The 21,454-nt window shown below is 66.7% G+C and carries 22 protein-coding genes, 1 tRNA gene and 1 pseudogene; 12 read left to right on the top strand and 12 right to left on the bottom strand.

The genetic code is table 11. The annotated features are described in order from the left end of the window. Positions 1–121: 121 nt before the first annotated feature. The 8 genes from G6N20_RS07295 to G6N20_RS07260 all read left to right on the top strand — a co-directional run bounded on the left by G6N20_RS07295 (position 122) and on the right by G6N20_RS07260 (position 5,112). On the top strand, positions 122–925 hold the full coding sequence (locus tag G6N20_RS07295; RefSeq protein ID WP_083046388.1) for an SDR family NAD(P)-dependent oxidoreductase: 804 nt from the start codon (positions 122–124) through the stop codon (positions 923–925). Further along, positions 919–1,824: a 3-hydroxyacyl-CoA dehydrogenase family protein gene (locus G6N20_RS07290; RefSeq protein ID WP_083046387.1), complete on the top strand. Its 906-nt coding sequence runs from the start codon at positions 919–921 to the stop codon at positions 1,822–1,824. Before G6N20_RS07295 ends, G6N20_RS07290 begins: the two co-directional genes overlap by 7 nt. A gap of 2 nt (positions 1,825–1,826) precedes the next feature. Then, positions 1,827–2,651: a cyclase family protein gene (locus G6N20_RS07285; protein ID WP_083046386.1), complete on the top strand. Its 825-nt coding sequence runs from the start codon at positions 1,827–1,829 to the stop codon at positions 2,649–2,651. Beyond that, complete coding sequence (locus G6N20_RS07280) at positions 2,651–2,995, top strand: beta-D-galactosidase (protein ID WP_083046385.1); 345 nt, start codon at positions 2,651–2,653, stop codon at positions 2,993–2,995. The genes G6N20_RS07285 and G6N20_RS07280 overlap by 1 nt, the downstream gene beginning before the upstream one ends. Continuing rightward, entirely contained in the window at positions 2,992–3,810 is an 819-nt protein-coding gene (locus G6N20_RS07275) for a BKACE family enzyme (protein WP_083046384.1), read from the top strand. Before G6N20_RS07280 ends, G6N20_RS07275 begins: the two co-directional genes overlap by 4 nt. A 76-nt stretch (positions 3,811–3,886) precedes the next feature. Further along, positions 3,887–4,603 carry an IclR family transcriptional regulator gene (locus tag G6N20_RS07270; protein WP_408632560.1) on the top strand — a complete coding sequence of 239 codons (717 nt, stop codon included), beginning with the start codon at positions 3,887–3,889 and terminating at the stop codon, positions 4,601–4,603. Between the two features lie 116 nt (positions 4,604–4,719). Beyond that, on the top strand, positions 4,720–4,878 hold the full coding sequence (locus G6N20_RS07265) for a lipocalin-like domain-containing protein (protein ID WP_232065456.1): 159 nt from the start codon (positions 4,720–4,722) through the stop codon (positions 4,876–4,878). Positions 4,879–5,038: 160 nt separating this feature from the next. Continuing rightward, positions 5,039–5,112 (top strand) — tRNA-Pro (locus tag G6N20_RS07260). A gap of 145 nt (positions 5,113–5,257) precedes the next feature. Here the strand turns inward: G6N20_RS07260 and G6N20_RS07255 are convergent. From G6N20_RS07255 to G6N20_RS07230, 6 genes and pseudogenes are all read right to left on the bottom strand, one after another. Then, entirely contained in the window at positions 5,258–5,755 is a 498-nt protein-coding gene (locus G6N20_RS07255) for a PIN domain-containing protein (protein ID WP_158084741.1), read from the bottom strand. 326 nt (positions 5,756–6,081) lie between these two features. Next, positions 6,082–6,504 (bottom strand): hypothetical protein, encoded by a 423-nt coding sequence (locus G6N20_RS07250; protein WP_083046465.1) that lies wholly within the window; start codon positions 6,502–6,504, stop codon positions 6,082–6,084. A 224-nt stretch (positions 6,505–6,728) separates the two neighbouring features. Continuing rightward, positions 6,729–7,417: pseudogene (locus tag G6N20_RS07245) on the bottom strand (glycoside hydrolase). Between the two features lie 85 nt (positions 7,418–7,502). Beyond that, entirely contained in the window at positions 7,503–7,769 is a 267-nt protein-coding gene (locus G6N20_RS07240) for a YdeI/OmpD-associated family protein (protein ID WP_083046379.1), read from the bottom strand. Between the two features lie 55 nt (positions 7,770–7,824). Beyond that, positions 7,825–8,841 (bottom strand): TIGR03617 family F420-dependent LLM class oxidoreductase, encoded by a 1,017-nt coding sequence (locus G6N20_RS07235; RefSeq protein ID WP_083046464.1) that lies wholly within the window; start codon positions 8,839–8,841, stop codon positions 7,825–7,827. Between the two features lie 115 nt (positions 8,842–8,956). Next, complete coding sequence (locus G6N20_RS07230) at positions 8,957–10,432, bottom strand: PPE family protein (RefSeq protein WP_083046463.1); 1,476 nt, start codon at positions 10,430–10,432, stop codon at positions 8,957–8,959. Between the two features lie 446 nt (positions 10,433–10,878). Between G6N20_RS07230 and G6N20_RS07225 the strand changes: the two genes are divergently transcribed. After that, entirely contained in the window at positions 10,879–12,435 is a 1,557-nt protein-coding gene (locus G6N20_RS07225) for a succinic semialdehyde dehydrogenase (RefSeq protein WP_083046378.1), read from the top strand. Positions 12,436–12,444: 9 nt separating this feature from the next. On the opposite strand, the gene G6N20_RS07220 is transcribed toward G6N20_RS07225, so the two are convergent. Next, complete coding sequence (locus G6N20_RS07220; protein ID WP_083046377.1) at positions 12,445–12,993, bottom strand: thioredoxin family protein; 549 nt, start codon at positions 12,991–12,993, stop codon at positions 12,445–12,447. Positions 12,994–13,209: 216 nt separating this feature from the next. Beyond that, on the bottom strand, positions 13,210–14,880 hold the full coding sequence (locus tag G6N20_RS07215) for a SulP family inorganic anion transporter (protein WP_083046376.1): 1,671 nt from the start codon (positions 14,878–14,880) through the stop codon (positions 13,210–13,212). A 116-nt stretch (positions 14,881–14,996) separates the two neighbouring features. Between G6N20_RS07215 and G6N20_RS07210 the strand changes: the two genes are divergently transcribed. The 3 genes from G6N20_RS07210 to G6N20_RS07200 all read left to right on the top strand — a co-directional run bounded on the left by G6N20_RS07210 (position 14,997) and on the right by G6N20_RS07200 (position 18,121). After that, the gene (locus tag G6N20_RS07210) at positions 14,997–15,362 is read left to right on the top strand and encodes a type II toxin-antitoxin system VapC family toxin (RefSeq protein WP_083046375.1); all 366 of its coding nucleotides are present in this window, start codon (positions 14,997–14,999) and stop codon (positions 15,360–15,362) included. A 9-nt stretch (positions 15,363–15,371) separates the two neighbouring features. Beyond that, a complete protein-coding gene (locus tag G6N20_RS07205; protein ID WP_083046374.1) occupies positions 15,372–16,109 on the top strand; it encodes a hypothetical protein in 738 nt (245 codons plus the stop codon). Between the two features lie 197 nt (positions 16,110–16,306). Next, a complete protein-coding gene (locus G6N20_RS07200) occupies positions 16,307–18,121 on the top strand; it encodes a serine/threonine protein kinase PknE (RefSeq protein ID WP_083046373.1) in 1,815 nt (604 codons plus the stop codon). Between the two features lie 32 nt (positions 18,122–18,153). Here the strand turns inward: G6N20_RS07200 and G6N20_RS07195 are convergent, their stop codons facing one another. From G6N20_RS07195 to G6N20_RS07180, 4 genes are all read right to left on the bottom strand, one after another. Beyond that, positions 18,154–18,639, bottom strand: coding sequence for a hypothetical protein (locus G6N20_RS07195; protein ID WP_232065455.1), 486 nt, complete (start codon positions 18,637–18,639; stop codon positions 18,154–18,156). Between the two features lie 104 nt (positions 18,640–18,743). Beyond that, entirely contained in the window at positions 18,744–19,949 is a 1,206-nt protein-coding gene (locus G6N20_RS07190; protein ID WP_232065454.1) for a xanthine dehydrogenase family protein molybdopterin-binding subunit, read from the bottom strand. Continuing rightward, the gene (locus G6N20_RS22155; protein WP_163662866.1) at positions 19,916–20,479 is read right to left on the bottom strand and encodes a hypothetical protein; all 564 of its coding nucleotides are present in this window, start codon (positions 20,477–20,479) and stop codon (positions 19,916–19,918) included. Before G6N20_RS22155 ends, G6N20_RS07190 begins: the two co-directional genes overlap by 34 nt. After that, on the bottom strand, positions 20,476–21,453 hold the full coding sequence (locus G6N20_RS07180; protein ID WP_083046371.1) for an FAD binding domain-containing protein: 978 nt from the start codon (positions 21,451–21,453) through the stop codon (positions 20,476–20,478). Before G6N20_RS07180 ends, G6N20_RS22155 begins: the two co-directional genes overlap by 4 nt. Between the last annotated feature and the right edge of the window lies 1 nt (position 21,454).

Genomic DNA, 21,454 nt, shown 5'->3' with positions numbered 1-21,454 from the left:
GAGTGCACACTCGACGAACACCTCCTCCTGCAAATCCCACTCTCCGTTGACATCGGGAGCGCGTCCAACTTACGATCTCCCGTATAACGGGTGATATATCTTGTATTGCGGGAGTAGAGAGATGATGGCGATACAGCAGGTGCCGAACCTGGGTCTGACGCGGTTCAGCGTGCGGAACAAGTCGATCCTGATCACGGGCGCAACGGGCTCGCTAGGCAGCGTGGCCGCCCGGTCGTTGGCCGAGGCCGGGGCTCACCTGACGCTGGCCGGCGGCGACGCCGCCGGCCTTGCCGAGCTGGTGGATGAGGCCGGCATCGAGGACCCCGCGGTGGTCACCCGCAGGCCGGAAACCCCGGCCGATGCGCAGGCGATTGTCGAGGCCGCCGTCGCCCGGCACGGCCGGCTGGACGGCGTCGTGGTGGCTTCCGGCATGAACCACGTTGCGCCCATCACCGAGATGGCCGTCGAGGACTTCGACCGGGTGATGGACGCCAACGTGCGGGGCGCCTGGCTGGTGTGCCAGGCGGCCGGACGGGTTCTGCTTGAGCAGGGTCACGGCGGCAGCATCGTGCTCGTCTCCTCCGTGCGCGGCGCGCTGGGCCATGCCGCCGGTTACAGCGCCTACTGCCCGTCGAAAGCGGGCACCGACCTGCTGGCCAAGACCTTGGCAGCGGAGTGGGGCAGTCACGGTATTCGGGTAAACGCGCTTGCCCCAACGGTTTTCCGATCAGAGTTGACCGAGTGGATGTACGCCGACGACGAGAAGGGCCGGGCCACCCGGGAGGCGATGTTCGCCCGAATCCCGTTGCGCCGCTTCGCCGAACCCGAAGATTTCGTCGGCGCCCTGATCTATCTGCTCAGCGACGCGTCGAGCTTCTACACCGGCCAGGTGATGTATCTGGACGGCGGGTACACGGCATGCTGACGTCTCACGGCTTTGCCCGCGCCGCCGTGGTCGGCGCCGGCCTGATGGGGCGCCGGATCGCCGGCGTCCTGGCGTCGGCGGGCCTCGAGGTCGTCATCACCGACACCAACACCGAAATCCTGGACGCGGCAGCTATGGAGGCCGGCCAGGTGACCGGTGCCGGTCTCGGCTCGGTGACCGCGGTCGCCGACCTGGCGGCCGCGGTGCAGAATGCCGGCCTGGTCGTCGAGGCCATTATCGAAAACCTCGCCATCAAACAGGAACTCTTCCAACGTCTCGCGGCATTGGCGCCCGATGCGGTGCTGGCAACCAACACTTCGGTGCTGCCCATCGGCGCCGTCACCGAGCGGGTCGGCGACGGCAGCCGGGTGATCGGGACGCACTTTTGGAACCCGCCAGATCTCATCCCGGTCGTCGAGGTTGTGCCCAGCGCACGGACCGCCTCGGAAACGGCCGACCGCGTCGTGGCGCTGCTCACCGACGCAGGCAAGTTGCCGGTGCTCGTCGGGCGCGACGTGCCTGGCTTTATTGGCAACCGGCTGCAGCACGCGCTGTGGCGTGAGGCGATCGCGCTGGTCGCCGAAGGTGTCTGCGACGCGCAGACCGTTGACCTGGTGGTACGCAACACCATTGGGTTGCGGCTGGCCACGCTAGGCCCCCTGGAAAACGCCGACTACATCGGGCTGGACCTCACCCTGGCCATTCACGATGCGGTGCTCCCAAGCCTCAACAGCGACCCGCACCCCAGCCCGCTGTTGCGTGAGCTGGTCGCCGCCGGGCAGCTCGGTGCCCGCACCGGTCAGGGGTTCCTCGACTGGCCCGCCGGGGCCCGCGAGGCCACCGCGACCCGACTTGCCCGGCACATCGCCAAGCAACCTGACAGAGAAGGGAACCAATAACCATGAGGGTCACGTGGCCCCTTGGTGAGGCCGAGTCACGGTTGGAGTTCTACGACCTGTCCCACCCGTGGGGGCACGGCGTGCCGGCCTGGCCGTACTTCGAGGACGTCAAGGTCGAACGCTTGCACACCATGGCCAGAAGCCGTGTGCTGACCCAAAAGATCACCACCGTCATGCATTCCGGCACTCACATCGACGCACCTGCGCACGTCATCGAGAACACACCCTTCCTGCACGAGATCCCGCTGAGCGCGTTCTTCGGTACCGGGGTCGTCGTCTCGATCCCGAAGAACAAATGGGGGGTCGTCACCGCCGAGGACCTGCAGAATGCCACGCCGCAGATCCGGCCGGGCGACATCGTCATCGTCGACACGGGCTGGCACCACAAATACGCCGACAGCGCGGAGTACTACGCCTACTCTCCGGGCTTCTCCAAGGAAGCCGGCGAGTGGTTTGCGGCCAAGGGCGTCAAGGCGGTCGGCACCGACACCCAGGCCCTGGACCATCCGCTGGCCACCGCGATCGCTCCGCACGGCCCAGCGGAGGCGCAGGGCGGCCTATTACCTTGGGCCGTCCGTGAATACGAGGAAGAGACCGGTCACAAGGTGCTCGACGACTTCCCCGAGTGGGAACCGTGCCACCGGGCGATCCTGTCCAAAGGCATCTACGGCTTTGAAAATGTCGGCGGCGACTTGGACAAGGTCACCGGCAAGCGCGTCACCTTCGCCGCATTCCCGTGGCGCTGGGTGGGCGGAGATGGCTGCATCATCCGTCTGGTGGCGATCGTCGATCCCACCGGCACCTATCGCATCGAAACGGGATCCTGATGAACCTCACCCGGGCATCCGAGGCACCGGAATACAGCGCGCCGCTGCACCACGACGTATGCACGTTGCGACTGCAGGGCCACGAGGCCGGGCCCACCGAACGATTCTGGGTCGGCCTCTCGACCTATCGCCCGGGCGGGATCGCCCAAAAGGCAGCGGCCCGTGAGGAAACCGTTTATGTCGTTCTCGATGGTGAACTGGTTGTCACCGCCGAGGGAACCGAAACGGTTCTAGGCCGGCTCGACAGCGTACATTTCGCCAAGGGCGAGCTGCGATCGATCGAAAACCGGTCGGACCGTGAAGCCGTACTGCTGGTGACCATCGCCCACCCGGAGGCGTCATGAGCGTCGTCATCACCGTCGCCGCCACCGGGCCCATCGCGACCAAGGCCGATAACCCGGCGTTGCCGACGACGCCCGAGGAAATCGCAACCGCAGTCGAGCAGGCCTACTACGCGGGTGCCGCGGTGGCGCATATTCATCTGCGTGATGAAAACGAAAGGCCTACAGCGGATCTGAACATCGCGCGTCGGACCATGGATCTCATTGGCCAGCGGTGCCCAATCCTGATCCAGATGTCCACCGGGGTCGGCTTGACGGTTCCGTTCCAGGAACGCGAAAAGTTGGTCGAGCTGCGACCGCGGATGGCCACGCTGAACCCGTGTTCGATGAGCTTCGGCGCCGGCGAGTTTCGCAACCCACCGGATGCCGTCCGCCGGTTGGCCGGACGGATGCGGGAGCTGGACATCAAACCGGAGCTGGAAATCTATGACAGCGGGCATGTGGAGGCGTGCCTGCGGCTGTGGGAGGAAGGCCTACTGGCCGAACCAATGCAGTTCAGCATCGTGCTCGGTGTGCGCGGCGGCATGGCAGCTACCGCCGATAATCTGCTCACGATGGTGCGCCGGCTTCCCCCCGGGGCGATCTGGCAAGTCATCGCGATCGGCCGGGCCAACCTGTCACTGACCGCCGTGGGCCTAGCGCTGGGCGGCAATGCCCGAGTGGGCCTGGAGGACACCCTGTACCTGCGCAAGGGGGAGCTGGCACCGGACAACCTGGCGCTGGTGTCGCGCACGATACGTCTCGCCAAGGCCCTGGACCTGCCGATCGCCTCCGTCGAAGAAGCCGAAGCGCTGCTGCAGTTGCCCGGCAGATCTTGAGAGGAGTTCGACGGTGAGCGTCGACGACCCAGAGGGCCGCAGCGGCGGCATCCAGGTGATCGCCCGTGCGGCCGAGATGCTGCGGGTGCTGCAGGCTCACCCCGAGGGCCTAAGCCAAGCCGAGATCGGAGAGCGGGTGGGTGTGGCGCGGTCCACGGTCAGCCGCATCCTCAACGCCCTGGAAGACGAGGGGCTGGTGGCCTCGCGCGGGACCCGAGGGCCCTACCGGCTGGGCCCGGAGATCGCGCGCATGGCCAGCACGGTGCGGCTCGGCGTCGTGACCGACATGCACCCGTTCTTGACGGAGTTGTCGCGCGAGCTGGACGAGACGGTGGACCTGTCGATCCTGAACGGGGATCGGGCGGACTTCATCGACCAGGTGGTACCGCCGCGCCGGCTGCGTGCCGTAAGCGCGGTGGGGGAGTCGTTTCCGCTGTACTGCTGCGCCAACGGCAAAGCGCTGCTGGCGGCGCTGCCGCCCGAGCGGCAATCCCAGGCGCTGCCCAGTCGGCTGGTGCCGCTGACCGCCAACACGATCACCGACCGCGCGGCGCTGCGTGCCGAGCTCGCACGCGTCCAGGCCGAGGGCGTCGCCTACGACCGCGAGGAGCAGACCGATGGCATCTGTGCGGTGGGGGTTGCGCTGTCAGGGATAACCGATCAGTTGGTGGCCGTCAGCGTGCCGGTTCCGGCGCAGCGGTTCTACGGCCGCGAAGACCAGTTGGCCCGAGCCCTGCTGGCTTGGGTGGCGAACGTAACGGCGTCGTCGCCGAGCACGGAAGGATTGAAGTGACAGAATCATTGCGCGACAAGCTCATTGGAACCTGAGAACTGGTGTGCTAGCTGGAGCGCGACAGCCCCGACGCTCGGGGCAGATATCCCCACGGTGCGGATGCGCAGGGCCTGATCATGTACACCCCCGCTGGGTACATGCCGGCGCAGATCCAATCGGCGGGCCGGCCGAAATACGACCGGCCGGTGGCCAGCGGCGGCACCATCGACCAGGCCGCGGTCGCGGCGTTGGGGTATCTGATCTGCGCCACGGCGACCTCGACGGTGACCGGTTGACGCTGTCGTCGGAGTTGACCCAGCCCGACGGGCGAACGGTGTACTCGTCGCTGACATGGGCCCGGGCTACGGCGCCGGCTCCCCCGTCGCGTAGGCCTTCGCGGGGTTAGGTTCATCTGCGGTAGGCTTTCGACCTGCCGCCGATGATCGAAGGCGGCACCGGGCTGTGGCGCAGTTTGGTAGCGCACTTGACTGGGGGTCAAGTGGTCGCAGGTTCAAATCCTGTCAGCCCGACAGGTTGACCAGCGCAGACCGTTATCGGCCATTCACTGCGGCCTGAGATCCGTGTTCGCCCAGCTAGCTATCTCGACGGCGGTGGCGCCGCGGCGAGGCGGGACGCCTTGGGTGCGTAAGTAACCGGCTGTGCCGCCGCGCCACGTCAGGCGGGTCCGCATTCTCGCTCGGGGCGACTGCCTCGGAACGGATTTTCTACCCGTACGCCGGCGTAGTCTTCGCCGTCGGTGAGGTCCTCGGATAGGACGACATCACAGCCAAGAGCGCGCGCGGCCTCGAGGACCGCGGCATCCCAGTACGACAGGAAGAAGCGCCGACATGTAGTCATGGCAGCCAGCATTAGCTCGGCTGTGATGGGGGCGACGGGAAATCGCATAAACGATTCCACCAGGTCGGCGGCATGCTCGTGGCTGATCGGATCTGGCCGGCTGCGGCGCGTTGCCTGGACATAGAACTCCTGAAGGACCTGAACAGACACCGCCAGATCGCGGGCGGCCAGTATTTCGTTTGCACGCCTCGCCTTGTCCCGTTCTTCTGGATCGCCTGAGATCGCGTAGAGCAGGACATTGGTGTCAACGAACCGCACGGTCGTGGAGTTCGTCTCGGCTAAGGCGGTCGGACGCGCGAAATTGACGGATTTCACCCTGAACCCTGTGCTGCTTGGCCTCGAGTCGGGCAAATTCGGCCGCGCGCTCGGACAGTGAATCCAGATACTCAGCGACCAGGGCGCTTACGGATTTGCCTAGCTCAGCGGCCCGAATCCGCGCTGCACGGTAGACGTCGTCGGAAACCGAGACGGTAATATTTTTCACAGTTTCACTGTATCACAGTTCATGTGACAGCTGGCGTTGATCAGCCCCCGATCCCCCCGCGCCGCCGTGGCGGCCGACCCGATTTGGTCGAGGTCCTGGGCTGGAACATCTCGGATCCAGGGTTAAGCACGGCAGTATTAGCCCCGCTTCCGATGGTCTACCAGCAAAAATATGATTCATCCCAGTTTTCCATACGACGCTGGCGCACCTCGTCGAGTTTGTGGTCAAGTGCTGTCTGCTCAGTTGCGATGGCGCGACCGGCATTTCGCACCGAGTCGTAGACGGCATCGTCCAGTTTGCACAGGTCCTCTGCGGACACGTCGGTGGATACGAAAATGGAGAAACGAATGCAGTCGTCAACCAGCGAGATGTCGATCTTTGGTGACGGGCTGAGTCGGCGGTGGAAGTGATGGGCCAATGCCTGGATCCAATACTTTGGCCAAAGCGGAACGGGCCTCAGGTCGTAGACGATGATTGCCTGTTGGCCGTTGTAGACGCCGATGGGCGCCGCGGCTCGGCTGAAGCACGGTCGCCGTGATGTCCGTTGGTCGGGGAGTTCGGCCTTTTCACTACCCACAATTGGCCTCCACCTCTGGTCTACCACCACGTGGGGCACCGCGTTGCCGAACAGCGTCGGCGACCACGGCCCGAACATCGGCGACCGCCAGGCACGGCCGGCCCCATCCCGGCCGAATGCAGTGGCTCCTACCTACGGGGGTCACGGGGACACCGGCTCAACCCGGTCGGCCCGCCCAGACGGAAGAGCAGTCCACGGCCGGCGCCGCCACGTCCAGCGGCAAGTACTCACTTCGGCGCTGGACTCATCGAGCCGATGTAGTAGGTTTCCCGCCCGGTCGGGTATCCACCGCCATCGGTGGCGATGTGAACGTGGTCGTAGTGGTTGAGCGTTTCCGAGCCATAATCCGCCGTCCAACTCGGCGCGCCGATGCCCGGGTAGTACCGCTGCCGCCAGATCACGTGCAGCACTCCCCATCGTCTCGCGTTCGCCAAGGCATACCCGGCGATCTGGTTGCCGAGCTCGATACCCTCGTCGGTGTTGTGGTTCGGGATCATCACGTCGATGGCCAACCCGTTGGGATGCCACTTCAAGGGGTCTTGGCGGAACCCGTAGATGTTGGTGATCTGTGGAAACATCACGCTGATCGCACGGGCCGCCCAGATCGTCTTGACCTGCAACCCCTGCTCCGGCGCGATGCCGGTGGGCAACGCGAACTGGAAGTCCTGGGCTGCGACGGGCGCGTTCGCCGCCAAGAGTTCCGCCTCCGCCGCACTGGCCGTACGTGGCGCGCTGACCGGCGCGGATCCCGAGACCGTCGGGGTTGCCGCCGGGGTCTTTGCGCAGCATGGCGGCTTGGCGCCTTGGGCATGAAGCATGGCGGCCGAGATGAGGAGCGAGGCCGCGAAGGCCAACCAGCGGCCCCGGCCGTTGGCCAACACGTCTCTGCCCACGAACAAGCAGCATAGTGTCGCATGTGACGCGTGTGGCAGTCCCTGTTATCGATTGGCTGTCGGCTTCCGCGGGAGCGAGGCCGCCCGGCGTCCCCGGCATGCGCTGCGCTACCTGCCGGTGCGCTCGCGATGCTTGCATCCCGGCCAGCAGCAGGGCCGGCGCAGGCCATCTGCCAGCTCCTCCTGGGTGCGGCGAATGCGGCGCTTGCGGGTCGTCTCTTGCTTGGCGTCCTCGACCCAGCAGATGAACTCGTTGCGCGCCAACGGCGTGATGTCCTTCCACGCGGCCAGCGCTGTGGCATGGGCGATCAGGGCCTGACGCAGGTCCGCCGGCAGCCGGTGCACCACCCCGCCGGGCACGGGCTCGTCGCTCACGGGGACCAGGGTAACCTGGTTCGGCCCGGCCCGGCTCGGACCTGGCCGGTCAGAGTTAACGGGCCGATATGCGCTGTGCCACTTGGCCATATCGCTGGAAGCGCTCCGGATCGCCGAGTGCGTTGTACAGCACGATGCGAGTAGCGATTCCTTCGTACCTGGCAATGAGTGCCTCCGCCAACCCATCCCACGTGGACTCGGTGGCAAAGGTGGCGATGTGATCGTCGGTGATCTGGGCCGTCATCCCGGTGAAGTCACCGGCCTTTTGCTTCTCGCGGATACGGGCGGTTGTGCCCTCGAATCCGGCCTCGTCGAAAATAAAGGCGTAGTTGGGCGTACTCGCATAGAAGCTGAGGCTGGCCCGGACGAATTCGCGCTCGTTACGCCGTTCCTCTTCGGTCTCGCCGACGATGGTCATGACCGGCACGATCACCGCAATCTCGGACGGTGAGCGCTGTGACTTCGCTGCCCCCTCGGCGATATTGGGCATGACGTGGCGTGCGAGATATCCGGGTTCACCGATGGGATGGACATGAACTCCATCGGCCACCTCACCCGCCATGCGCAGCATCCACGGATTCACCGCGGCGATGTCGACCTTGGGATCGGGTGCCTCGATGGGGCCCGGGCTCCACTGCGGAGTGATGAAATCCAGCTTGTAGAACTGCCCGTGGTGATCGAGGGCCCCGGTTCGAAACGCGGCGAAACAGGCCTTCACGGCCAGCACGTAATCACGCAGGCGTGGCCCGGGCGGATCAAAGGGCATCCCGTAGCGCCGCTCGACATGCCTGCGCACTTGCGTGCCGAGACCGAGCCGGAATTTGCCGTCGGTCGCCTCCTGGAGTTCCCACGCCGTGGCCGCCGCGACGAACGGACTGCGCGGAAAGGCGACGGCGATGCCCGTCGACAGTTCCAGACCGGGCGCGGCCTGAGATGCCACCGCGGCGCTGAGAAAGGCGGTGCGGCCGGCTTCAGTAAACAGAAGACCGTCGAACCCCGCGGCCTGGGTACGCCGGGCGAGGTCGCCGATCTTCCCAAGGGGCTGCGGAATGACCATCACATCGACGTGCACTGTCGCACGGTACACCGTTCGGGCCAGGCTGGGAGCGCACGGCCGCTGCCGCACATTGTTGATCGGTTCGGGCGATGATCGATCAGAAACTCGCGTCGGGACCGCACGCAGTGCCTCACGGATCGGCCGACCAGGTGGTCGGCGTCATCGGAACGCTCGGTCCGCCGCCAAACGAATCACCGGCAAGTGTGGTCAGGCCGGCCATCACGCGCACGGTGGATTTCGTTGCGGTGCCGGAGAATCCGAGAGCGCCGACGCCGGTGGTCGATGCGGTGGCCTCGGCAGGCTGGTCCCGCTGCTCTGACCAGTCCGGGCTGTCGTCGATGATCAGGAACTCGTCGCGATAGCCGCGGCTCTTGACGTCGCCGCCGCGGCGCCGGCGCGCCCGATCTGTGCCGCGGGAGGCCGCCACCGCGGTCGTGGCGCCCCAGGCGGTGTCCGGTACCGTCACCGTCGCAACCGCGTTGGTGCGCAGTGCGGGGCCGAACCCGGAGTCCGGCCCGGGGCCGCCGACAAGATAGCCGAAGCCTTCCGTGCCGGCGGCTACCGGATTCGCGGTCGCGGTGACAGCAGTTGCCGGCACCTGCGGCGCCGGAGTCGGCGCGGGTGCTACGCCCGCGGTCGACACCGTGTGGGCGATGCTCGCCGCGGGCCAAACCCGCGGCTCGGCAGGGGTGTCCGGCAGCTCGGCCACGAGCTCGGCCGCCGGAAGCTGGGCGAGTCCCGACAGCCCGGCCAGCCCGAGCGCCAGCGGGATGGCGCCCAGGGCGAGGTTGGGCGCCGCAATGGCGTTATAGATGGGTGTACCCATCAGCGCGAACGTCGCCGCGTAGGCGAACACGTACAGCAGGGGAGTCCAGGTAACAATCGCCGTGGACGGGCTGGTGGCGAAGTCGATCAGGATCTGCCACATGGTGCCGATCGGGTTGAACACAAGCCCCTTGAGTGCCGCGTACATGCTGCTGAAGTGCTTGGAACCGGAGACCAGGTCGGCAATCGGGTCGGGGAATGTCAACGCCGGCCCGACCTGAATCGACGCCGCCATGGACTCCCGGGCTTCCCCGTGACCGGGCGTTACGATCGGCGGCGATGGATCGCTGGGCGATGCCGACGCCAACGCCGCAGTCGAGATCGCTTGGTAGGCACTCATCGTGGTGGCGGCCAGAATCCACATCCGGGCGTAGTCGGCCTCGTTCACGGCGATCGGAATCGTGTTGATGCCAAAGAAGTTGGTTGCGATCAGCGTGCCGTGGGCGGCGCGATTGGCCGCCAGTTCGGCAAGCGTTGGCATGGCCGCGAGCGCCGAGGAATAGGCGGCAGCGGCCGTTTCGTGCCGCGCGGCGACACCGGCGCTCACGGTGCTGGCCTGTGTTAGCCAGGCCACGAAAGGTACATGCGCCGCGATGTAGCGCTCGGCGCCCGGCCCCTCCCAGGACCCGGCCTGCACCGTGCCCAGCAGCGCGGACAACTCGGCCGCCGCCGCCGAGTACTCGACGCTGAGCGAGGACCACGCCGAAGCGACAGCCAACAGGGCGCCAGGCCCCGGACCGCTGCTCAAGAGGCTGGCGTGCACCTCGGGCGGCATGGCCATCCACACAGGATTGATCACCGCCGCCCCCGAACCGTCATGGAAGCGGCCAGGGTGGGTGTGTTGGCCGTGGAACCCTCGGCGCGCTGGCCAGAGGATGGGCCCCGACAAGCAGAAACTCCGTTGGTCATGGTGTCCGTGCGGAGGCGGCCCGGCGCCCCGATCTCCTCACTAACTTTGGTTACCCTAACCTTAATGAACAGCAAGTTAGTATTGCATAACCTAAGTCCATATGTCGGGGTTTTGCGCCCAGCGTGGCGCGCCTCCGCACGGGTCCCCGACCAGCCAGGACCCGGCACCGGGTGTGGCAGAAGTTGCACTACCACGATCAGGGCGCGGTCGACCCTTCGGGATGGTGCACCCGGGCTACCGGTCGGTGTCGAAAGGCCCGGCGAATCGGACCGATAGTCTGATGCCCACACGCCGCGCTTCGTCGAGAGGTCACCCTTATGCCCGCACCATCAGCCGAGGTCTTCGACCGCTTGCGCAATCTGGCCGCCATCCAGGACGCCACCGAACGTCCAACCAGCACGATCGATGAGGTCTTTACCGGCAAGCCGCTGACCACGATCCCCATCGGTACGGCCGCCGATGTCGAAGCGGCATTCGCCAAAGCTCGTGCGGCGCAGCCTGAGTGGGCGAAGCGTCCGGTCGCCGAACGGACCGCGGTCATCCGCCGTTACCGCGATCTGGTGATCAAGAACCGCGAGTTCCTCATGGATCTCCTGCAGGCCGAGGCCGGCAAGGCCCGCTGGGCGGCGCAGGAGGAAATCGTCGACCTGATTGCCAACGCGAATTACTACGCACGCGTCTCCGCGGACCTGCTACGGCCTCGCAGCGTGCAAGCGCTGCTGCCCGCGATCGGTAAGACCACGGTCGGCTATCAACCCAAGGGCGTGGTCGGGGTGATTTCGCCGTGGAACTACCCGATGACGCTCACGGCGTCAGACTCGGTGCCCGCGCTTATCGCCGGCAACGCGGTGGTGCTCAAGCCGGATAGCCAAACGCCCTATTGCGCCCTCGCGTGCGCCGAGCTGTTGTATCAGGCCGGCCTGCCGCGAGCGCTGTACGCGATCGTGCCCGGTCCGGGCTCGGTGGTCGGCACCGCCATCACCGACAACTGCGACTACCTCATGTTCACTGGTTCCTCCGCGACCGGCAGCCGGCTCGCCGAGCACGCGGGCCGTCGGCTCATCGGATTCTCGGCCGAACTTGGCGGCAAGAACGCCATGATCGTGGCGCGGGGCGCCAACCTCGACAAGGTCGCCAAGGCGGCCACCCGCGCATGCTTCTCGAACGCGGGCCAGCTGTGCATCTCCATCGAGCGGATCTACGTCGAAAAGGACATCGCCGACGAGTTCACCCGCAAGTTCGGCGACGCGGTGCGAAACATGAAGCTCGGCACCGCGTATGACTTCTCGGTCGACATGGGTAGCTTGATCTCCGAGGGTCAGTTGAAGACGGTGTCGGGTCACGTGGAGGACGCGACGGCCAAGGGCGCCACGGTGATTGCGGGCGGCAAGGCCCGACCCGACATCGGGCCGTTGTTCTACGAGCCGACGGTGCTGACCGATGTCACACCCGAAATGGAGTGCGCGGCCAACGAGACGTTTGGGCCGCTCGTCTCGGTCTACCCGGTCGCCGACGTGGATGAAGCCGTCGAGAAGGCCAACGACACCGACTACGGGCTGAACGCCAGCGTGTGGGCCCGCACCGCCGCCGAGGGCCAGAAGATCGCCGCCCGGTTGCGATCGGGGACGGTCAACGTCGACGAGGGCTATGCGTTCGCGTGGGGCAGCCTCAGCGCGCCGATGGGCGGGATGGGACTGTCCGGCGTCGGCCGCCGGCACGGTCCCGAAGGGCTGCTGAAATACACCGAGCCGCAGACGATCGCGACCGCCCGCGTGTTCAATCTCGATCCGCCCTTTGGCCTTCCGCCGACCCTTTGGCAGAAGTCGCTGTTACCCATCGTGCGCACGGTGATGAAGCTTCCCGGCCGCAGGTGACGGCCCGGCTTAGCGCCACTTGATGCCGCACCCGATCGACGGTCGCTGGTCGGGGTCGACCGGCCGCCCGGCGAGCACGGCGTCGACCGCGGCCCGAACGTCGGCGGCCGTCACCGGCCGGCCGTTCCCAGGGCGGGAGTCGTCGAGCTGACCGCGGTAGACGAGTCGACGTTCCCCATCGAAGACGAACGTGTCGGGAGTGCACGCCGCGGAGAAGGCACGGGCGACGTCCTGGGTTTCGTCGTAAAGATACGGGAATGTCCAGCCGTGGCGGCGGGCCTCGGCGACCATCCGATCGGGTCCGTCCTGCGGGTAGGTGACGACGTCATTGCTGCAGATGCCGACCATCGGGACGCCCCGATCGGCGAGGTCTCGCCCGAGCGTGGCCAGTCCGGCGGCGACGTGCTGGACATACGGGCAGTGGTTGCAGATGAAGGTGACAACGAGGGCGGGACCCGTCAGCTCGTCGAGGCTGACCGTGGCGCCGCTGGCTGGCTCGGGCAGCGAGAACGGCGGCGCGGGGGTGCCGAGGGCGAGCATGCTGGACTCGACGGCCATACGCTCCAGAATAGGGCCCCGCGCACGGATTCGGCCTGTGGCCGTCGAGGTGCCTCATCGCAGATCACACCGCCCCAAATTCACCAACCGATCATCATCAGCACCACTGTCCGCCCACGTGGGCGGATAACCCCAGCGGCGAAAGTCCTGCGATCAGGGGAACCAGTCCTCAAACTTGCCGAGCAGCACCGACCACGGTGGACCGCAACCGCGGCGCTAGCGCCGATTGAACGCCTCCACCGCGGTCGGCAGTGTCGGGAAGATGCGCTCCTCGCCGATCTTGTCGAGCAGACCGGCGGCTCTCAGTGACTCGCGCAAGTCATGTTTGACCCTGGCCATGGCGAACACTATTCCCCGGCCGCACAACTCGGTGCGAAGTTGGTCGAGCGCATCCAGCGCCGTCAAGTCGACCTCCACGTTGGACTCGGCGTTGAGCACGAACCACTCGACCGGGTCCGGATTCTTATCGACCACGGTCAGGGCACGCGTGCGGAAATCTTCCGCGTTCGCGAAGCACAGCGGCGCGTCATAGCGGTACACCACCAGCCCGGGCACGCGCTTGGCTTGCGGGTAGTCATCAACGTCGTGCATGCCGGCGATGCCGGGGACGAACCCAAGAACGCTGTCGTGCGCATGTGCGACCCGGCGAAGCAGTTCGAGGATGGATAGGGCCACCGCGGCGAGGACGCCGTAGAGCACCCCAAGACCCAACACCGCGGCCGTGCTGGCCAGTGCCAGCATGACCTCACTGCGCCGAAACCGCGCGAGTCGGTGAAATTCCGACACATCGATCAAACGCAACGCGGCGTACACCACCAGGGCGCCCAGGGCAGCGGTCGGAAACATCGCCAGCAGCCCGCCGGCGAACAGCATCACGATCACGACGACCACCAATGCGATCAGCGAGTAAAGCTGGGTGCGTCCGCCTACGACGTCGGCGAGGGCGCTCCGGCTGCCGCTGGAGCTGACCGGAAACCCGTGTGTCAGGCCGGCGGTGATGTTGCATGCCCCGACGGCGCGCAGCTCCGCGTTCGCGTCCACCGTCTGGCCCCTGCGAGTGGCGAACGCTCGTGCGTTCAATATGCTGTCGGAAAACGCGACTATCGCGATCCCCGCAGCCGGAATGATCAGGGCCCCAAGGTCTTTCACTGCGACAATGGGAGCACCCGGTGTCGGCAGACCCGAAGGTATCCGCCCGACAACCGCAACGCCTTTGGCATCCAACGACATAGCGCCCACCAATGTCGTCGCTGCCAGCACCGCAATGATCGGTCCGGGGGCACGCGGCGCCCACCACTGCAGCACAACCAACAGCGCTAACACCGACATCGCCAACCCGAATGTCAGCCACTGCACCCGCGTGCAGTTGGCCGCGAAAGACCTTACCTGGTCGATGAATTCGTCACCCTTGACCGAGGTTCCGGTGATCGTGCCGAGTTGGCTGGAAATCATGACCATCGCGATACCACCCATGTATCCGACCAGGACCGGCCGCGACAGCAGGTTGGCCAGGAACCCCAGACGCGCGATGCCGCCGAACAGACAGATCAGGCCGACCAGCAACCCCAGGATCGCCGCCAGCGCGGCATAGCGTCGCACGTCTCCGTCGGCCACCGGTGCCAGCGCGGCGGCGGTCATCAGAGCGGTCGCCGATTCCGGGCCGACGGAGAGCTGCCGGGACGATCCGAGCACCGCGTAGACGGCAAGCGGCGCGATGGTCGCCCACAACCCGGTCGCCGGCGGCAGACCAGCCACGGTCGCATACGCCATCACCTGCGGGACCAGGTAGGCCGCCACGGTGACGCCGGCCACGACATCACCGCGCAGCCAGCGCCGATGGTATTCGCGGAACTGCACCACCCCCGGTGCCCACCTGGCCCAGGTCATCGCGTCAATCGTTTCCCTCGGGTGGAGCGCAGCGACCGAGCATCTAGAATATAGGCCGCACAGCGGCGGCGGATCGCGGCCAGCTCCTCGCGAGACGGGACGCAGCAGGTCCAGCGATGCTCAGCGATGAGCCCGAAGCGGAACGGTTCGAGGCGGCGGTGGCGGCAGACCAGGTTCGGTTGATGTCGACGGCGTCGTACCTGGAGACCGCCATCGTGATCGAAACGCGCTTCGGTGAACCGGGAGGCCGCGAGCTAGATCTGTGGCTGCATCGCGCCGCGGTAGACCTTGTGGGCGTCGATGCCGACCAGGCGGATACCGCTCGGGTCGCCTATCGCACGTATGGCCGCGGACGACATCGCGCCAGCCTCAACTGCGGCGATTGTCTCTCCTACGCGCTCGCCAAGGTCAGCGGCCAGCCGCTGCTCTTCAAGGGGGACGACTTCGCACGCACCGACATTCGCGTGGTTCTCGATGGGTGACGGGTCGTTATGAGCGCCCTGCTGCAGGAGGTGCTGGACGCCCACGGAGGGCTGGCGCGCTGGCGGGCCGCCGCAACGATTCATGCGCGCGTGCGCGCCGGAGGGCTGCTCATCCGAACCCGGGTGCCGGGCAACCGTTTCGCCGACTACCAAATCACGGTGCACGTGCAGCAGGCCCGGACGGTGTTGGACCCGTTCCCGCGTGACGGGCAGCGCGGGGTGTACGAGGGCGGAGCGGTGCGGATCGAGAGTCACGACGGTCAGGTCATCGGCTCGCGAGCGAACCCCCGTGGGGCTTTCGTCGGCCTCTCGGGACTGCGCCGGAACGTCCGCTGGGACCCGCTGGACTCCGTCTACTTCGCCGGCTACGCCATGTGGAACTACCTCACCATGCCGTTCCTGCTGACGCGCGAGGGAGTCGAGGTAACCGAGGGCGCCACCTGGCAGGAGGCCGGAGAGACATGGCGGCGCCTCAACGTGAGGTTCCCGCCGGCTCTCGACACCCACTCGCCCGAGCAGACCTTCTACTTCGACAGCGCTGGGCACCTGCGCCGCCACGATTACGTCGCTGAGGTGATTGGCCATTGGGCACGGGCAGCTCACTATTGCACCGACCCGGATCACGCCGGCGGGCTGATGTTTCCCACTCGCCGGTGGGTGCGCCCGATCGGTCCCGGTAATCGCTCGCTGCCCTTCCCGACGTTGGTGTCCATCCGGCTGGGCGAGCTGCGGGTGAAAACCGGGTAGGCTTTGCCGGCTGGATCACAACCGGCCGCTGCCTGCCGGCGTTCTCCGTATCCCCCGCGCCCCGCGGCCGCCGAAGCGATTAGCCTTATGCCGGGCATGCCACCGCGTGCCGGCGACCGGCGCAGGTGATCGCCGGGGAGCGAAGGCGCTGCTAGTCGGTTTGCTGTGTGGGGTTGGCGGGATGAGGAGTCGAGGCGATGGGTGACACCGCGGAATCGCGGGAGGGTTCGCGATTCGGGCCGTATCTGCTGCGGCGCCTGGTGGGTCGTGGCGCAATGGGCGATGTGTACGAGGCCGAAGACACGGTGCGGGAGCGGACCGTGGCGCTGAAGCTGATGTCACCGACGCTGTCCAGCGATCCGGTCTTCCGCACGCGCATGCAGCGCGAGGCCCGCACCGCGGGGCGGCTGCAGGAGCCGCACGTCGTGCCGATTCACGATTACGGCGAGATCGACGGGCAGCTCTACGTCGACATGCGGCTGATCGACGGCAAGGACCTGGCCGCCATGTTGAAGCGCTACGGGCCGCTGGCCCCGCCGCGTGCGGTGGCAATCGTGCGCCAGATCGGCTCGGCGCTCGACGCCGCGCACGCCGCCGGGGTCACCCACCGCGACGTGAAACCGGAGAACATCCTGGTCAGCGCCGACGACTTCGCCTACCTCGTCGATTTCGGGATCGCCAGCGCCACCACTGACGAAAAGCTCACCCAGCTCGGCAGCACCGTGGGCACCCTCTACTACATGGCCCCCGAGCGGTTCAGCGAATCCGAGGTGACCTATCGTGCCGACATCTATGCGTTGGCCTGCGTGCTGTACGAGTGCTTGACCGGTTCCCCGCCATACCGCGGCGACCAGCTCAGCGTGATGGGCGCACACCTGAATCAGCCGATCCCACGGCCGAGCGCCGCCCGGCCCGGCATTCCGGTCGCCTTCGACTCGGTCATCGCCCGCGGTATGGCCAAAGATCCAGCGGACCGCTACGCCACCTGCGCGGACCTGGCAGCGGCCGGCTACGCGGCGCTGGCCACCCGCGATCAGGACCGTGCGTCCGACATCTTGCGGCGCAGCCAGGTCGCGCAGCTGCCGACCGGATTTGCCCAACCGCAAAGCGGTTTCGCGCCCACGCCGTCGGGCCAAGGCGTGCCAGCGGGCCCCACGTGGTCGGCCGCCTCGCCGCCCGGGTCGCCGAGCGTTCCGGGCGCACCGCTGCAACAGCCGACGGTATGGGCCGGTGCTGCTGGCTGGGGCACGGGTCAAGTCGGTGGCGTCGGCGCGCCGCCGTGGGGTCAACCATCGCCTCGGCGGGGCGGAGCAAAACCCTGGATATGGGTTGGCGCTGCGGTGGCCGTGGTGCTGGCCATCGCGGGCGTGCTGGGCGTTGTTGCCGTCCATCCGTGGCGATCGGCGGTGCCGTCGTCGCGGCCGGCCTCGCCGGCGCCGCAGGCCGATGCGGTCGAGCTTCGGGTCCTCAATGACGGCGTATTTGTCGGCAGCTCGGCGGCATCGGCAACAATCGACATCTTCAACGAACCCATCTGCCCGCCATGCGGCGCGTTCATCAGGTCGTACGCAAGCGATATCGACGCGGCGGTGGCCAACAAAAGGCTCGCGGTGCGCTATCACCTGCTCAACTTCCTCGACGAGCAGTCGCACAGCAGGAGTTATTCGACCCGCGCGGTGGCGGCTTCGTACTGCGTTGCGAGGCAGAACGACCCGAAGATCTACACGAACTTCTATTCCGCCCTGTTCGGCAGCGACTTTCAGCCTCAGGAGGGTGCGCCGGCCGATCGCACCGATGCCGAACTGGCCCATCTGGCGCAAACCGTCGGCGCCAACACCACCGTGATCAGCTGCATCAAGTCAGGAGCCGACCTCGGCACCGCCCAGACCAAGGCCAGCAACGCCGACGCGACGCTGGCCGGGTTCAGCGCCAGTGGCACGCCGTTCGTGTGGGACGGCACCAAGTCGGTGGATCTGCAGAATCCCAGCTGGCTTACCCGGCTGATTGGGTGAACCGAGGCCGTTCGTTGCAGCCTCGGGTCGGTTCAACGCGGGCGCACGGTGCGCGGGCTTGCGTCGGGTGCGTGGCTGTTCCTGGCGCCCTTGACATTGCGTAGCCCCGAGCAATTCACGCAGCCGATGCATCCCACACAGTCGGTGCAGCGCACGCACCCGATACAGGCCACGCACCGCCTGCAGGCGATGCATGCCAGGCATGCCACACAGTCCCGGGCGGCTACACACAACACGGTCAGCAGGCCGCCGAAGATTCCGACGCTGCCGGCAGTGGCTGCCGACCCGGCGACCGCCACGCTGCCCGCCGTCGCCACCGATCCCGCGACCGCCACGCTGGCTGCCGTCGCCACCGATCCCGCGACCGCCACGCTGGCTGCCGTCGCCACCGATCCCGCGACCGCCACGCTGGCTGCCGTCGCCACCGATCCCGCGGCCCGACCGCAAGCGGCCCCGGCGATCGAGCCCACAACGGGGCCTCGATCGACACCAACCGCTGAGTCCCGCGTGATGGTCATGGGCTCACACCTCAGCGAGCCCGGGCAACCCGCCGGCAGCTCGGTTGATGTCACCGTCCCCTCCTGTCCGGCACGTTTCTCGAAGACGCGGCGTACCTGCCGGTTCATAGCAGTTTCTCGACCGTAATGGGCAAATCGGTGACACGTTTGCCGGTGGCGTTGAACACCGCGTTGGCTATCGCTGCGGGCACTCCGACAATCACCAATTCGCCGAGCCCCTTGACGCCGATCGGATCGGCGATCATGTCTTCGGCAGGCAGAAAGGTCGCGTCGAGCGCCGGGACGTCGGCGTTGGACGGAACCAGGTAATCCGACATGTTGGCGTTGACAATTCGGCCGTCGCGGTGATCCAGTTCGGTGCTTTCCAGCAGCGCCATCCCAATCCCTCCGACCATGCCGCCGATCGCTTGACTGTGCGCCAGCTTGGGATTGATCACCCGCCCCGCATCGTAGCAGGCATGGATGCGGCGGACCCGTACCGTGGCAAGCAATGCATCTACAGCGACTTCTGCGAATACAGCTCCGTAGGCGTAGATCGAGTATCGGTTGTCGGAATCGTCGGGCGTCCAGGTCTGTTCAGACTCCAGACTGGGCCAGCCACGCCGGCGCAACAGCTCCTGGTAAGACTCGCCGCGCTCGGGTCCGGAGATCGCGAACATGCGACCATCGGTAACCGCCACATCCCCCGGGCGCAGGCCGTTCAACGGCGATCCCGGATCGACCACCGCTACGCGAATAAGCTTGTCGCGCAGCATGTTCGCAGCGGTGAAAACCGCCGAGCCCACACTGGCCATAGTCCGAGAGGCCGAGTGCGGCGGCGCCGGTGGAAACCTGCTATCGCCCAGGGCGAATCGCACCCGGCTTAGAGGCATCCCAAGGGCATCGGCGGCGACCTGTGTCATCGAGGTATACGTTCCGGGTCCCATGTCGCTGGTTCCACTTTGCACCTCGGCGGTGCCGTCGGCTAAAACCCTTGCAATGGCTGAACATTGGCTGCGATACGTGCGATAGGCTACCGCGGCCACTCCGAGCCCGACGAGCTGATCGCCGTCGCGAGTGGCTCCGGGCGTCGGATTCCGCCGGTACCACCCGAAGGCAGCTGCGCCTTGCCGGAGGCAATCGGTGACTCGTCTGGTGGAAAACGGCAGCCCGTTGGTCTGGTCGATATCGGGTTCGTTGCGTACGCGCAACTCGATCGGGTCAATGCCCAGGCGGTGGGCGAGATCGTCCATGCTGCACTCGAGCGCAAATGTTCCGGTGACCGCACCCGGCCCTCTCATGAACCACGGCAGGTTGATGTCCAGCGGCACAACGCGATACGTTGAACGCATATTGGGGACGGCGAACACAGGTCGGAGGACTGCGCGCCGAGGCTCCACCCCATACCGCCGATCGCCGCGGGCAGGTCATGTTGTAGTGCGGGTAGGTCGGCGAACACGGCCCTTGTGCATAGTCGAATGTATGCCCGGGTCAACTGTGGCCGACGCCAGTAGCGGACATCGACCAGCGAAGCGCCGTGGGCCGCCGCCTCGGATGTGGTGGCGATCACCACGGCGACCGGCTGACCGAAGAAGGAAACCTGGTGGGTGTCAAACGGCAGTTTCACCCCGGCGAAGTCGGTCAGCACTGCGAGCACATCGCGTTGCCGTAGCGCCACACGGCTGTCCACGCGGTCGACGCCGCCGCACGCCACCGTGCTGCAGACCAGCGCGGCGTAGGCCATTCCGGGAAGCTTGTGGTCGGCCGCGTAGCGGGCCTTACCGGTCACCTTCAGCGGGCCGTCGACCCGGGCGATCGGCTGGCCACAGACGCCCTGCGCGGTAGACAATGCGTGCGTCATGGCAGTGCCGCCACGGTGACCAGTTCTCTCTCGACGGTGCGCTTGAGCAATTCGACCTTGAAACCGTTTTCGTGCAGCGGCTTTGCACCGTCGACGGCCAAGGCGGCCGCACCGCGGAAGAGGTCGGCATTGGGTGGCCGGCCCTGGAGCGCTGTTTCAACGGCCGGCAAGCGCCACGGCACGGTGCCGACCCCGCCGACGGCCACCCTGGCGCTGCGTATTGTGCCTGCGACGATGTCGAGCGCCACGGCCGCCGAGGCCAGTGCGAACTGGTACGACTCGCGGTCACGCACCTTCAGATAGCCGGACCGACGGGCCTCCGGCCCGACGGGCACCTCGATGGCGACGATCAGCTCACCCGGGTGCAGGTTGTGCTCCAGGTGAGGTGAGTCGCCTGGCTGCCGGTAGAGCTCGGCAAGCGGGATTCGCCGTTCCCCAGAAGTTTGCCGGGCCACCACGACGGCGTCCAACGCCAGCAGTGCAACCGCGAGGTCTGACGGGTGGGTTGCGATGCAGTGCTGGCTGGTGCCAAATATTGCGGTTGTACGGTTACGCCCCGCGATCGCCGAGCAGCCGGTGCCAGGGGTGCGCCGGTTGCAGGCGGCCGACACGTCTCGGAAATACAGGCACCGCGGGCGTTGCAGGAGATTGCCGCCTATCGACGCCATGTTGCGCAGCTGAGCGGAGGCACTGAGCTCGAGGGCCTGACTGATCATGGGAACTTGTTGGCGGACAAGAGGATGCGCGGCAAGGTCGGACATTCGCACCAGGGATCCGACGCGAATTACCCCCGGCCGCACGTCGATCGCCGTGTAGGGCAGGGCATTGATGTCGACCAGCGAGTCGGGCCGTTCGACCGTTTCCCGCATCAGGTCGACCAGCGTGGTACCACCGGCCAGGTAGCGGCCGCCGGCCGCCCCCGCCCGCAACGCCGACTGTTCGTCAGTGACCTTGGTGTAGCGAAACGGGAACACG

The organism is Mycobacterium shinjukuense, from assembly GCF_010730055.1.
GTDB lineage: Bacteria > Actinomycetota > Actinomycetes > Mycobacteriales > Mycobacteriaceae > Mycobacterium > Mycobacterium shinjukuense.
This window is presented reverse-complemented; position numbering and strand designations above follow the sequence as displayed.

Coding starts and splice junctions, on each gene's coding strand:
- G6N20_RS07220 (WP_083046377.1), bottom strand. CDS start 12,993: ATGGCCGTCGAGTCCAGCATGCTCGCCCTCGGCACCCCCGCGCCGCCG.
- G6N20_RS07195 (WP_232065455.1), bottom strand. CDS start 18,639: ATGACCATCACGCGGGACTCAGCGGTTGGTGTCGATCGAGGCCCCGTT.
- G6N20_RS07275 (WP_083046384.1), top strand. CDS start 2,992: ATGAGCGTCGTCATCACCGTCGCCGCCACCGGGCCCATCGCGACCAAG.
- G6N20_RS07265 (WP_232065456.1), top strand. CDS start 4,720: ATGTACACCCCCGCTGGGTACATGCCGGCGCAGATCCAATCGGCGGGC.
- G6N20_RS07280 (WP_083046385.1), top strand. CDS start 2,651: ATGAACCTCACCCGGGCATCCGAGGCACCGGAATACAGCGCGCCGCTG.
- G6N20_RS07205 (WP_083046374.1), top strand. CDS start 15,372: ATGAGCGCCCTGCTGCAGGAGGTGCTGGACGCCCACGGAGGGCTGGCG.
- G6N20_RS07295 (WP_083046388.1), top strand. CDS start 122: ATGATGGCGATACAGCAGGTGCCGAACCTGGGTCTGACGCGGTTCAGC.
- G6N20_RS07225 (WP_083046378.1), top strand. CDS start 10,879: ATGCCCGCACCATCAGCCGAGGTCTTCGACCGCTTGCGCAATCTGGCC.
- G6N20_RS22155 (WP_163662866.1), bottom strand. CDS start 20,479: ATGACGCACGCATTGTCTACCGCGCAGGGCGTCTGTGGCCAGCCGATC.
- G6N20_RS07215 (WP_083046376.1), bottom strand. CDS start 14,880: ATGACCTGGGCCAGGTGGGCACCGGGGGTGGTGCAGTTCCGCGAATAC.
- G6N20_RS07285 (WP_083046386.1), top strand. CDS start 1,827: ATGAGGGTCACGTGGCCCCTTGGTGAGGCCGAGTCACGGTTGGAGTTC.
- G6N20_RS07210 (WP_083046375.1), top strand. CDS start 14,997: ATGCTCAGCGATGAGCCCGAAGCGGAACGGTTCGAGGCGGCGGTGGCG.
- G6N20_RS07290 (WP_083046387.1), top strand. CDS start 919: ATGCTGACGTCTCACGGCTTTGCCCGCGCCGCCGTGGTCGGCGCCGGC.
- G6N20_RS07230 (WP_083046463.1), bottom strand. CDS start 10,432: ATGGCCATGCCGCCCGAGGTGCACGCCAGCCTCTTGAGCAGCGGTCCG.
- G6N20_RS07270 (WP_408632560.1), top strand. CDS start 3,887: ATGCTGCGGGTGCTGCAGGCTCACCCCGAGGGCCTAAGCCAAGCCGAG.
- G6N20_RS07200 (WP_083046373.1), top strand. CDS start 16,307: ATGGGTGACACCGCGGAATCGCGGGAGGGTTCGCGATTCGGGCCGTAT.